Below are 11,946 nucleotides of genomic sequence, written 5' to 3'. Positions count from 1 at the left end.
GATGGGAGTGATCGGCCCCTCGATCGGCGGCGGCACGGTCGAGGTGATGTTGATGGTGTGGAACTGGGCGAGCGTCGTCTCGAACGGCAGCGCCTGGATCGAGAAGCCGGAGAAGTCGGCCGAGGCCGAGCCGCCGCGGGTGACCCCGCCGGCGATCAGCACCAGGACCACGACGAGGCGGCGCGCGGCGCGGACCTCGCCGGTACGCGCCGTGCCGCGCCGCCGGAGCTGTCCGGCGGCGAAGCGCGGGCTGGTCATGCGACCGTGTGCGACATGCCGCTGACCAGGACCGCCGGCGAGCACGCGGTCTTGCCCTGTCCGGGCTTGTCGCAGGTCACTGAGATGGTGAGGCTCTGTCCGGTGCCGACCGTGATCGCGGTGACGAAGTGCAGGTCGTAGTCCCGGAAGTTCTCCATGCGGGTGCTGATCAGGGTGTTGCCGCCGCGGGTGATGGTCAGCGAGCCGGTGTCGCCGTTCGGGTTCTGCAGCACCAGGTCGGTGACCGTGTACACCTGGTGCGTCCCGGCGGTGAGCGCGCCGTTGGCCTTCAGATCCACCGCGAAGGCGATCGGCGCGGGCAGTGTCGGGCCGGCCGGAACGGTCGGCGTGGTGGCGGACGGCGAGGACGAGGCGGAGGAGCTGCCGCTCGGCGACGCCCCGCCGCCACTGCCGGAATCGGGCGGAGTGGAGCTGCCGCCGCCACCGCCTCCCCCGCCGCCGGCGGACCCGCCGGTCGGGATTCCGGCCGCGGTCAGCGCCTGGTTCGCCGCGCCGGTGGCCGCGTCCCGCACGACCGGCTTGAGCACCGTGAACCAGAGCGCGGTCAGCGCGATCGCCGCGAGCACCACCAGCGCGGCGGCCTTGCCGACCCATGCCGGTATCGCAGCCTCCTGCAGGAGGCTCGCGTCGAGCGGAGCCGGGGCGGCCGCGCCGGGCCCGGTGCCGGGACCGGCCTCGGCGGGCTGGGGCGCGTACGACCGCGGCCGCGCCGAGGCCGGCTGGGGCGAGGCCGATTGAGACGGCTCGGAGGACTGGGACGACTGGCTCTGGACCGGACGGGCCGCGACGGTGAAGCGGTGCAGCACGCTCGGCCCGCGCCAGAACCGCCGGCGGGCGCGGGCCCGGGCGGTGACGAACGCGGCCGCGCCGGGGCCGACCTCGATGCGGGGCGGCGCCACCGTGACGTCGACCAGGTCCTGCGCGTCATAGCCGGTCAGGTCGACCAGGACCGGGGCGTTGCCGCGGTTGTCGAGCGCGATCTGGTACTTGCCGGCCCGCTTGCCGCGGGCCCGGCCGGTGCGCGGGGAAAGGTCCGCCGAGAGCACCGGGACGCCCGCGATCGCGAGGACGCCTTCCTCCACCCGCGGCCGCTGCGGGTCCTCGTTGGAGGTGATCCGCACCGCGTAGGGGCGGGGGCCGGGGGTGAGCCCGGGGTCCACCGGGGGGCGGAACCGCAGCTTCGCGGTCTCGCTCTGCCCCGGAAACAGCGAGAGGCCGGACGGCTCGACGACCGCCCAGGCCGCGGGGTCACCCAGGACCTCGAGGGTGAACGAGTCGACCACGCCCCCGGTGTTGGTGACGACGAGTTCGACCTCTGCTTCCTCGCCCGGATTGACCGGCTGCGCGGCCGGTGTCAGTGATGCTTCTGCTCCCATGGCCGCGACGGTAGATGGAGCCGGCTCGCGGCGGCAGTCGCGGACGGGCAGCACGGCGGGCACCGGCGGCCGCCCGTTCGCGCTGCCCGAAAGTGCAGCGCGCATGGACCGTTCGGCTGCCCGATGCGACCTGCCGCGGCGCGGGCCGGGCGCGGCACGCTTCCCCCCGTGATCCTTGAGACCGACCAGGCGCTTCTCGCCGTGACGAAGACGCGGGTACTCGGCAACGCCGCGGTGACCGTGACCTTCGATCCGCCGGCGCGCCCCTGGATCCAGGCGCTCAAGACTCCGGCGGTGAACTTCTTCCTGTTCGACATCAGGGAGAACACCCATCGCCGCGATGTGATGTACGAGCAGGTCCGCGACGAGGGGGGAAAGGTCGTCGGGCATCGCCCGCCGGCCGTGCGATACGACCTGCACTACACGGTCACCGTGTGGGGCGCGCCGATCGCCATGGAGCACCGGATTCTCGCTCTGGTGCTGCGTTGCTTCGGCGCGCTTCCGACGGTGCCGCGGGAGCTGATGCCCGAGGCGCTGGCGAAGCTGCCGCACGAGGTGCACCTGACCACGGCGGCCGGCACCAAGCGCGGGATGTTCCTGAACCTGGCGGGCGAGGTGAAGGCCGGCTTCGAGCTGACCGCCACCGTCGCGATGCCGGCGCCGGACCTCCCGGCCGCGCCCGCGGTCAGCCAGGCGCAGGTCACCGTGGGGCCGAAGCCGAACGGGCCGGCCCCGGCCGCGGCCGGGCAGGCGGGTGCGGCCGCCGCGGCTGCCGCCACTCCGGCGGCGGCCCCGGGAACCGGCGCGCCGGAGACGGTGCAGCACCGTGCGCCGGCGGTCCCAGCACAGGAACAGCAGAAGACCGAGGCAACGGCGCCTGCGGCCGCGGCTCAGGCACAGCCGCAGGCACCGGTGCCGGAGACCGCTGCGGCTCAGGCTCCTGCGACAGCTCCGGCACAGCCGCAGACACAGGCTCAACCGAAGACCGAGGCACAGGCACCTGCGGCCGCCGCTGCGGCAGCGACCGCGGCACCGCCGCCGAGCGCACAGACCGCTGACGCGGCATCAGAGCCGGCAGCCGGACCGAACTGACAAGAGGGGAAGCAACCATGAGCGGACTCGAAGACATCCCGCTGATCGGCGACGTCGCCGGCGTGGCGATCCACGGCGCGGAGGCCATCGGCGACGCGGTCACCGGCGACTGGGACGGCGCGGCCGACCAGGCGCAGCGCATGGCGGGCGGCGCGATCGGCGTCGCGACCGGCGGCATCTCGACCGCGCTCGAGGACGTGTACGACGAGGTCGCGCCGCACGTGGGCCTGCCCGACTCGCACCAGGTCGGCCACGACCTGCTGCAGGGCGCCGGCAACGCGATCGGCGACGGCGTCTACAACCTCGTGCACGGCGGCGACGACGGCGCGCTGGCCGGCGGCACCGACCTCGGTGGCGGCGACCTGGGTGGAGGGGACCTCGGTGGCGGAGACCTCGGCGGGGGCGACCTGGGTGGCGGAGACCTCGGCGGCGGCGCGGACATGGGCGGCGGCGACGACGGTGGTTACGACATGGGCGGCGGCGACATGGGCGGGGACGGCGGCGAGTACTGACGGCGCCGATCCACCCGGAACCGCATAGCTCCGCCCGCGCACAGCGAACGCGCACAGCGAACGCGCACAGCGCATCGCGAACCGCGCACCGCGAAGTTCGAAGGGTGCTGATTCCGGAGCCGCCGCCGACGCCGCGGCCCGGAATCGGCCCCTGAGCCGAGAGCGCAAGTCAACCGGCCGTGCACACGGCCTGCGAGCAGCAGCGACATCGCCCGACGGAAGGAAGAGCAAGCGATGCCCAACTACCAGTCCCCGGGCGTCTACATCGAGGAGCTCGAGGCAGGCACCCGCCCGATCGAGGGAGTCGGCACCGCGGTGGCGGCCTTCGTCGGCTTCAGCGCGGACGGGCCACTGCACACGCCGATCCTGGTGACCAACTGGACTCAGTACACGAACACCTTCGGCGAGCCCGCGCCCGGAACCTACCTCGGGCACGCCGTGTTCGGGTACTTCCTCAACGGCGGCGGCCAGGCGTACATCGTGCGCGTCGGCGGCGCACCGGGCAACGGCACGCCGTCGGCCGCGCGCGCCGAACTGCCTTCCGCCGCCACGCCCGGCTCGGTCGCGTATGTGGCCACGGCCAAGGCCGGCATCACCCGCGGCGAAGTGACCGTCGAGGTCACCGACGTGGCCGTGGAGGGCGCGCCCGAGGACTCGTTCCGACTGGTCGTGCGGGGCGGGGGGCGCGAGGAGGTCTTCGAGCCGGTCACCACCCGGCGCGGCCGCACGAACGTGGTCACCCAGGTGAACGCCACCTCGACGCTGGTCGAGCTGGCCGAGGCGCCCGGACAGGGCGGCCTGGCCGACCGGCGTCCGGCGAACGCCGTGGTGACGCTGGTGGACGGTCCCGGAGCCGAGGTCGCGGTCAGCCCGAACGACTACGTGGGCAGCAGCGCCGACCGCACCGGGTTCGGCGGCCTTGAGGCCATCGACACGGTCACCATGGTCTGCGTCCCCGACCTGATGGCGGCGTACCTGGCCGGCCGGATCGACCGCGACGGCGTGCGCGCGGTGCAGACCGCGATGATCGCGCACTGCGAGCTGATGGGCGACCGGATGGCGATCCTGGACGCGCTGCCGGAGCTGAACCCGCAGCAGGTGCGCGAGTGGCGGATGAACGAGGCCGGATACGACTCGAAGTACGCCGCGCTGTACTGGCCCTGGCTCAAGGTGCTCGGCCCCGACGGCAAGACGATGGCGCTGCCGCCGAGCGGCCACATGGCCGGGATCTGGGCGCGCAACGACGAGACCCGTGGCGTGCACAAGGCGCCGGCCAACGAGGTGGTGCGCGGGGCGATCGGCGTGGCCACCGCGCTGACCCGGGCCGAGCAGGACAACCTGAACCCGGTCGGGGTCAACTGCATCCGGGCCTTCCCGGGGCGCGGCATCCGCGTGTGGGGTGCCAGGACCCTGAGCAGCGACCCGGCCTGGCGCTACATCAACGTTCGACGTCTCTACAACTACGTCGAGTCCTCGGTGCGCATCGGCACGCAGTGGGTGGTGTTCGAGCCCAACGACAAGAGCCTGTGGGAGCGGGTCATCAGGACACTGCGGTCTTTCCTGTTCACCGTGTGGCAGGACGGCGGCCTGTTCGGCGACACGATGGAGCAGGCGTTCTACGTCAAGTGCGACGACGAGACCAACCCCTCGGAGTCGATCGAGATCGGCCGGCTCGTGTGCGAGATCGGCCTGGCGGTGGTCAAGCCCGCCGAGTTCGTGGTCTTCCGGCTGGCGCAGCTGCCGACCGGCACGGCCCTGTCCGAGTAACCCGGCACCCGGCGCACCTCAGGGTGCGGCCTTCGAGGTAGGAGAACACTGATGGCGGGGATCACCGATCCGCTGACGAACTACAGCTTCGCGGTGGAGATCGACAGTCTGACGATCGCTCAGTTCAAGGAGGTCAACGGCCTCGGCATCACGGTCGGGGTGATCGAGAACCGGGCGAACAAGGCCGGCGGCCTTCCGGTGCTGCAGAAGCTGCCCGGCTCGGTCAAGTACGAGGACATCCACCTGTCCCGCGGCAAGGTCAACGACCCGGCGTTCTGGAACTGGATCAAGACCGTGCAGGAGGGCAAGATCGACGAGGCCCGCAAGGACGGCGCGGTCATCCTCTACGACCTGGCGCACGGCGAGGTGAGCCGGTTCAACTTCTTCCAGGGCTGGCCGTCGAAGGTCGAGGTCGGCAAGCTGAGCGCCGGCGGCGACCAGGTGCTGCTCGAGTCCGTGGTCATCACGATCGAGAGGCTCGAGGTGAAGTGATGTCCGCCGGGGCGACGGTGTCAGGCACGGCGGCTGTGGGGACAGCCGGATCAGCGGGGTCGAGCGAGGCGGCGGTGCGGACGGAGTTCGCGTTCACGCTTCCGGTCGGCTACGTGGACAGCGCGGGCGCGGTGCACCGTCAGGGCACGATGCGACTGGCGACGGCCCGCGACGAGATCCTGCCGCTGCGCGATCCGCGGGTGCGCGAGAACGAGGCGTACCTGACGGTGATTCTGCTCAGCCGGGTGATCACGTCGCTCGGCGAGGTCTCCTCGATCAATCCGGGCGTCGTGGAGAGCATGTTCGCGGCCGACCTGGCTTTCCTTCAGGACTTGTACCGGCGGATCAACGCGGAGGGGCACACCCGCATCGCGGTGACCTGCCCGGCCTGCGAGCACGACTTCGCGGTGGACAGCTCCGGCCCCGCGGCGAGCCGCCTGGGGGAATCGTGACGTACGGCACGGACCTGCTGATGGAGGAAGTGTCGTACGTCGCCTATCACTTCCACTGGCCGCTGGACGCGATCCTCGACCTCGAACACCCGCTGCGGCGCGACTTCGTCACGCGCATCGGCGGGATCAACGCGGCCGTCAACGCGGCGGCGGAGGCGAGGGCGGCAGGCTTGGCCACCGCGGGCGCGAGCGGCGGCGGCGCCGAGGACGGCTGGTGACGCGATGCGGTGGCCGTTCCGCCGATCGTCGGGCGAAGCTTCGAGCCCTGCGACGCAGGCCGAGCAATCCGAGGGCCGGCAATCCGAGGTCCAGGACACCGCTCCGGCTGTCGAGCGCGTAGCCGGGCGAACCGCGGCGTGGCGTGACCTGCCCGGCGGCATGCCGGTGTTGGGCGCGATGCCGTCCACGATGGAGGCCGGCTTCAGCAGGACGCTGCCGAGCCGGTGGCACACCCCGCCGGCGCTTGGTCCGCTCGGCCACGACGTGCGCACGGACGTGCCGGGCGGCCTGGTCAGCGGGGTGGCGCGGACGGTCGATCCGCTCGACACCAGGCCCGCGGATTTCGTGTGGCGGTTGCCGGATCCCGCCGAGTCGGCGACCGCGCCGCTCGGTGGTGTTCGGGCTCTGACTCACCCCGAGTCGGGGCAAGGACCGGCCGGAGCGGGGCCGCGAATCACGGCATCGCCACGCGTCACCGCGGTGACGACCGCTACGGGTACCTCGCTGTCGGCTGCGCCAGTGGCGGCGCAGCAGAGCGCGACAACCAGCAGCCAGAGCCCAGCTCTACCAGCAGAACCATCAGTGCCCTCATCAGCGAGCGTCACGGAGCCGTCCACCGGTACCGGCGTTCGATCGCTGTCACCGTTGGTGGGCGGCACGACACAGACTCGCCAGGCGCTGCCCGACGCGGAGGCCGCCGTTGAGGCGCGGGACCCTCGCCCCGTTCCCGCGGACGTGACCGACGGACCGACCGCAGCAGCACCTGACCGGGGTGTGCACGCCGAGCCGAATCCGGGGACGCCCGAATCCCCGCCGGACGCCCCGGGCGCCGGCCTCGGCACCCTGTTCACACCCCGCGAGGCGCGGTCGGGGTCGGACCCGCAAGGGTCCGCCCCGGCCGTCGCGCCTCTCGTTTCACGCAACCCGCTCCCCCGCGCGTCGGCGCAACCGCTGGTGGACGCGACCGGAGCGCAGGCTTCCGCGGCGAACGGCGATGCGGGCGTTCAGGCTTCAGACGTCACGCCAAACGCTCCCGTGGATCTACCGCGCAGCGACGTCGCGGGTTCGGCGGGCGCGGATACGGACACGAATGCGGCGGCGGCCGCCGATGCGAGCTACGGTGCCGTGGCCGGTTCGAGTGCAGCGATGCAGAATGCTGAGACACAAGCGTTGGCGTCCGAGTTCGACGATGGGTCGCAGGGTTCGTCGACATCGGCTGCACCGGTGACTGGGCAGTCGGGCGCGGAACCGCAGGCGACGCGGCAGGCGGCAGCGCAGCCGACGGCGACTACGCCGGCACCGCCCGCGCCGAGCCCGCCGCCTACCCGCACCGCGCCGCTCGTCTCGGCGACACAGTTCGTACCCGTCGCCGCACCGATCAGCGTTCTGCAGCCGCCAACCGCGCCGGTCGACCAACCGGTGCGCGAAGCCGAGTCAGTCATCGGCGGATACGCGACCGCGGCTGCGGCATCAGGAGCCGTACCTGCGGCAGTCCTACCGGGCGCCGCGTCCGCAGCCCAGGCGCCGGTCTCGGCATCGCCGGCGTCCGCCGCGACCTCGGCAGCTACCGCGCTGGCGACGATGACCGGCGCCGCCCCTTCCCGACCCGGCAGCCCTCGGGCTCAACCAGCCGGCGCGGTGGGGCGGGCGCGTGGCGAGCTGAGCGCGTTCTCCGACGCGGCGTCCGCTATCGAGGGCTCGGCCCGCGAGGGCTCTGCCTTTGGGGACTCGGTGAACGAGGTCGGCCGCATGATCCCCCGTCCGGGGCCGAGCGCGCCCGGCGCGGCGAGGCCACCGGTCGCCGCGGCGACCACTCCGCACGACCCGGCGGCGCTCGACGTGCTCGCGCGACAGCTCTACGGCCGCTTCTCCCGGCACCTGGCGGGCGAGCTGCTGATCGACCGCGAGCGCTCCCAGTTCCTCACCGACCTGCACTGACTAACCGACTCACCGACTCACCCACCCGCACTGACTGACCGACCCGCACTGAAAGGACCGGACCGATGGCGAACGAGCTCGGGATGGCCGGACTCGCCTGGCGCTTCGGCGTGGAGGTGGACGGCGAGCAGATCGCGCTGTTCACCGGGTGCGCGGGCCTGGACGCCGAATACGAGCCCTTCACCTGGAAGGAGGGCGGCGGCGACGGCCCGGTGGTGACGCTGGCCGGCCGCCCCTCCTACACCAACGTGAAGCTGAGCCGTCCGGTCGACAAGGACAGCGGCAAGGTCCTGAAATGGTTCACCGAGCAGGCGGCCAAGCCGAACCCCAAGCACGTCACCATCACCCTCTTCGACGGCAACGGCGCGGCCGTCTGCTCCTGGTCGCTGACCGACGCCTGGCCGATCAAGTACTCCGGTCCGAGTTTGAGCACGGTCGGCGAAGAGGCCGAGGCCGTCGCGCACGAGTCGCTGGAACTCTCGCACCGGGGGTTCATGTGACCGCCTATGCCAAGCTGACCACGCTCGACCAGCCCGGCGAGATCGCCTGCGAGTTCAACCCCTCGACGGTCAAGGTCACCAAGTCCGCGACCTGGCACACGCATCCCTCCCGCCACTCGAAGGCGCATCCGCGGCCTCAGTTCGTCGGCACCGGACCGCAGTCGCTGACCGCCAACCTGCTGTTCAACGCCTTCGACCGCAACGGCAGGCCCGCGGCCACACCGGTGCCGGTCGCGGTCCAGCAGCTGCTGGACTGGACGAAGCCGACGCAGATCTCGCAGGAGGCCGGCAACTCGACGCCGCCGAAGGTCATGTTCAGCTGGGGCTCCCTCATCATGATCGGGTTCCTCAGCCACGTCGAGGTCGACTACCTGCTCTTCGGCGACGACGGCGTCCCGCTGCGGGCGACCGCGACCGTGGCGATCCAGTCGATACCGCAGCCGACGCCCGGCACGAACCCCACCTCAGGCGGCATCAGCGGCCGGCGCAGCGCACAGGCCACGCAGGGCGACTCGCTGGCCTCCATCGCGCAGCGCGAATACGGCGACGCGGGGCTGTGGCGGGCGATCGCGATCGCGAACGACATCGACGACCCGGGCCGGGTGCCGCCGGGAACCAGGCTGCTGCTGCCGCCGCGCGCACAGGCCGTCGCACTCTCGGCGGTGGGCGGTGATCCGCGATGAGCCCGGCCGGGGACGGCGGCAGGCTGCGGATCACGGTGAACGGATCCGCGCTGGCCGACGACGTGCTGGACTCGCTCATGAGGGTCCTGGTCGACGCGCAGCTGCACCTGCCGGACATGTTCGCCCTCGAATTCCTCGACCACGACCGGGACCTGGTACGCCGGGCCGGCTTCGACTTCGGCGGCCGGATCGAGGTCAGCGCGACCGCCGCGGACGGCGGCGACGACGCGGGCACGCTGCTCGTCGGCGAGGTCACCAGCCTCGAGCAGGACACCGACGCGACCGGCACGTGGACCGTGGTGCGCGGCTACGACCTCTCGCACCGGCTGTGCCGGGGCCGGCGCACCCGCACCTTCCTCGACGCGACCGACGGCGACATCGTGCGCAGGGTCGCCGGCGACGCAGGGCTCGAACTGGGCGACGTCGACGACGACGGCGCGGTGCATCCGCACGTCGGCCAGGTGAACCTCACCGACTGGGAGTTCCTGCGCGCGCGGGCCAACGAGCGCGGCCGCGAGGTGGCCGTCGTGAACGGGCGTCTGGTCTGGCACGCTCCGATCTCGCACGACACCGCGCCGAGCGCGCTGGACGACGTGGAGACGCCGCCGCAGGCCGCGCAGCTGCTGCTGGGCGCCAATCTGCTGCGCCTCTCCCCCAGGGTGACCGCGGCCGAGCAGGTCGGCGAGGTGTGGGTGCGCGGCTGGAACCCGGAGACCAAGCAGCCGGTGCGCGGCAGCGCGAAGACCTCGACGGTGAGCGCGCATTCGGGCGCTGATCCGAGCGAGCTGGCCGGCCGGTTCTCCGCCGCCCCCTTCCTGGTGGCGGACCGGCCGGTGCGCGACGAGCAGGAGGCTGACGCGATCGCGGCGGCGGTGGCCGAGCAGATCGCGGGCGCACACGCCGAGATGACCGGGCTCGCGCTCGGCGATCCGAAGCTTGTTCCCGGCGCGGCCGTCTCGGTCAGCGGTGTCGGCTGGCCGCACGACGGCGACTACGTGCTGTCCGGCGCGCGCCACCGCTACGACGAGACCGGCTACCACACCGAGTTCACGGTGAGTGGCCGTCAGGAGCGCACGCTGCTCGGTCTCACCTCGCTCGGTGCGACCAAGCAGGCGCACCGCGGCAGCGGACGGCCGTGGCCCGGGCTCGTGATCGGCCAGGTCACCGACATCAACGATCCCGACCAGCGGTTCCGGGTGAAGGTGGCCTTCCCCTGGCTGTCCGACGACTACGAGTCCTGGTGGGCCCGCGTCGTGCAGCCCGGCGCCGGGGACGGCCGCGGCCTGGCCTGGCTGCCCGAGGTCGGCGACGAGGTGCTGGTCGGGTTCGTACACGGCGATGTGCGCGACCCCTACGTGATCGGCGGCCTCTACAACGGCACCGACCACCCGATGATGAACGACCAGCTCGTGGACGGCGACGCGGGACAGGTGCTGCGCCGGGTGCTCGGCTCGCGTACCGGGCACCAGCTGGTGTTCAGCGACGACGATCAGGGTTCGCAGATCAAGCTGGCCACCGGCGACGGCTCGGCGACGATCACACTCGACTCGACGAACACGAAGATCGTCATCGACGGCTCGGGCACGGTCACCATCCACGCCGGCGGGCCGCTCAAGTTGGACAGCGACGGCGACATCGAGCTCAACGCGAACGGCGGCGACCTGAAGCTGACCGCCAGCGGCGAGCTGAAGCTGTCCGGCAGCACCGGGGCGTCCATCGACGGCGGACCGCAGGTCAGCGTGTCGGGGCAGCTCATCAAACTCAACTAGCGACGCAATGCACTGACACAGTCTCGACGATAAGTGCACGATGGAGAGGGGCGGGGAATCCCCATGGGACAGCCGGCCGCGATCAGCGGCGACCAGGTGAACGCGGTGTGCTCGCTGCACCTTATGCCGAACCCTGCGACCGGAGCGCCGCAGCCCTCTCCCCCGCTGCCGTTCGCGGCGCCGATCACGCTGGGAGTCTGCGCGACGGTGCTCATCTGCGGCTCGCCCGCGGTCGTCGTGGGAGCGACCGGACTGAACACTCCGCCGCATGTCGGCCTGCATCCGGCTGACCCGTTCTTCGCGCCGCCGACGCAGCAGGCCGTCATCGCCGCAGGGAGCGGCAGCGTGCTGCTCGGCGGGGTGCCGGCGGCGCGCACCGGCGACAGCGCGACCTGCTGCGGGCAGCCGACCGGCACGCTGGTCGGCAGCGCCTCGACCGTGCTGATCGGGGGCTGAGCGCGATGACGAGCATCACCGAGGACTTCCTCGGGCGCGGCTGGGCCTTCCCGCTGCGGCTGGACAGCACGGGCGCCTTCGCGCTCTCGCAAGGCGACGACGACGTGGCCGAGTCGATCCGGCTGATCCTGGGCACCAGCCCGGGCGAGCGGCCGATGCGCCCGGAGTTCGGCTGCCCGATCCACGAGCTGATCTTCGACACCGTGGACGCCGGTCTCGCCGGGCGGGTCGGCACGCTGGTCGACGCGGCGCTGACCCGCTGGGAGCCGCGCATCGACGTGCTCGGCGTGACGGCGAGCCCCGATCCGGTCGCGCCGCAGATCCTGCGCATCGCGGTGGACTACCGGGTCAAGGCCACCAACGACCGGCGCAACCTGGTCTTCCCGTTCTACTCGATTCCCGAGGACTGAG

Annotated in this window: 14 protein-coding genes; 12 read left to right on the top strand and 2 right to left on the bottom strand. The window is 72.3% G+C overall.

Translation table 11 applies throughout. The features are described from left to right. Nucleotides 1-258, bottom strand: a 258-nt coding sequence (locus VFB40_RS27135; RefSeq protein WP_324855635.1) for a hypothetical protein, incomplete at its 3' end; no start/stop codon positions are given. Next, on the bottom strand, nucleotides 255-1,655 hold the full coding sequence (locus VFB40_RS27130) for a COG1470 family protein (RefSeq protein WP_324855633.1): 1,401 nt from the start codon (nucleotides 1,653-1,655) through the stop codon (nucleotides 255-257). The genes VFB40_RS27135 and VFB40_RS27130, both read right to left, overlap by 4 nt. 168 nt (nucleotides 1,656-1,823) lie before the next feature. Here VFB40_RS27130 and VFB40_RS27125 point away from each other — a divergent pair, with 168 nt between their 5' ends. From VFB40_RS27125 to VFB40_RS27070, 12 genes are all read left to right on the top strand, one after another. Then, nucleotides 1,824-2,747, top strand: a complete 924-nt coding sequence (locus tag VFB40_RS27125; protein WP_324855631.1) for a Pvc16 family protein — start codon at nucleotides 1,824-1,826, stop codon at nucleotides 2,745-2,747. Between the two features lie 17 nt (nucleotides 2,748-2,764). Continuing rightward, the gene (locus tag VFB40_RS27120; RefSeq protein ID WP_324855629.1) at nucleotides 2,765-3,259 is read left to right on the top strand and encodes a hypothetical protein; all 495 of its coding nucleotides are present in this window, start codon (nucleotides 2,765-2,767) and stop codon (nucleotides 3,257-3,259) included. A 234-nt stretch (nucleotides 3,260-3,493) separates the two neighbouring features. Next, on the top strand, nucleotides 3,494-5,026 hold the full coding sequence (locus tag VFB40_RS27115; RefSeq protein WP_324855627.1) for a phage tail sheath family protein: 1,533 nt from the start codon (nucleotides 3,494-3,496) through the stop codon (nucleotides 5,024-5,026). 51 nt (nucleotides 5,027-5,077) lie between these two features. After that, a complete protein-coding gene (locus tag VFB40_RS27110) occupies nucleotides 5,078-5,518 on the top strand; it encodes a phage tail protein (RefSeq protein WP_324855625.1) in 441 nt (146 codons plus the stop codon). Further along, the gene (locus tag VFB40_RS27105; protein ID WP_324855623.1) at nucleotides 5,518-5,970 is read left to right on the top strand and encodes a hypothetical protein; all 453 of its coding nucleotides are present in this window, start codon (nucleotides 5,518-5,520) and stop codon (nucleotides 5,968-5,970) included. The genes VFB40_RS27110 and VFB40_RS27105 overlap by 1 nt, the downstream gene beginning before the upstream one ends. Beyond that, entirely contained in the window at nucleotides 5,967-6,188 is a 222-nt protein-coding gene (locus VFB40_RS27100; RefSeq protein ID WP_324855621.1) for a DUF6760 family protein, read from the top strand. Before VFB40_RS27105 ends, VFB40_RS27100 begins: the two co-directional genes overlap by 4 nt. A gap of 1,225 nt (nucleotides 6,189-7,413) precedes the next feature. Then, on the top strand, nucleotides 7,414-8,127 hold the full coding sequence (locus VFB40_RS27095) for a hypothetical protein (RefSeq protein ID WP_324855620.1): 714 nt from the start codon (nucleotides 7,414-7,416) through the stop codon (nucleotides 8,125-8,127). A gap of 65 nt (nucleotides 8,128-8,192) precedes the next feature. Next, nucleotides 8,193-8,627, top strand: a complete 435-nt coding sequence (locus VFB40_RS27090; protein WP_324855617.1) for a phage tail protein — start codon at nucleotides 8,193-8,195, stop codon at nucleotides 8,625-8,627. Continuing rightward, the gene (locus VFB40_RS27085; RefSeq protein WP_324855615.1) at nucleotides 8,624-9,310 is read left to right on the top strand and encodes a CIS tube protein; all 687 of its coding nucleotides are present in this window, start codon (nucleotides 8,624-8,626) and stop codon (nucleotides 9,308-9,310) included. The genes VFB40_RS27090 and VFB40_RS27085 overlap by 4 nt, the downstream gene beginning before the upstream one ends. Next, entirely contained in the window at nucleotides 9,307-11,079 is a 1,773-nt protein-coding gene (locus tag VFB40_RS27080; RefSeq protein ID WP_324855613.1) for a VgrG-related protein, read from the top strand. Before VFB40_RS27085 ends, VFB40_RS27080 begins: the two co-directional genes overlap by 4 nt. A 63-nt stretch (nucleotides 11,080-11,142) precedes the next feature. After that, the gene (locus tag VFB40_RS27075; protein WP_324855611.1) at nucleotides 11,143-11,535 is read left to right on the top strand and encodes a PAAR domain-containing protein; all 393 of its coding nucleotides are present in this window, start codon (nucleotides 11,143-11,145) and stop codon (nucleotides 11,533-11,535) included. A gap of 5 nt (nucleotides 11,536-11,540) precedes the next feature. Further along, nucleotides 11,541-11,945, top strand: a complete 405-nt coding sequence (locus tag VFB40_RS27070) for a gp25 family contractile injection system sheath assembly initiator (RefSeq protein ID WP_324855609.1) — start codon at nucleotides 11,541-11,543, stop codon at nucleotides 11,943-11,945. Nucleotide 11,946 lies beyond the last annotated feature (1 nt).

Source organism: Actinocrinis sp., from assembly GCF_035650855.1.
Taxonomy (GTDB): domain Bacteria; phylum Actinomycetota; class Actinomycetes; order Streptomycetales; family Catenulisporaceae; genus Actinocrinis.
This window is presented reverse-complemented; position numbering and strand designations above follow the sequence as displayed.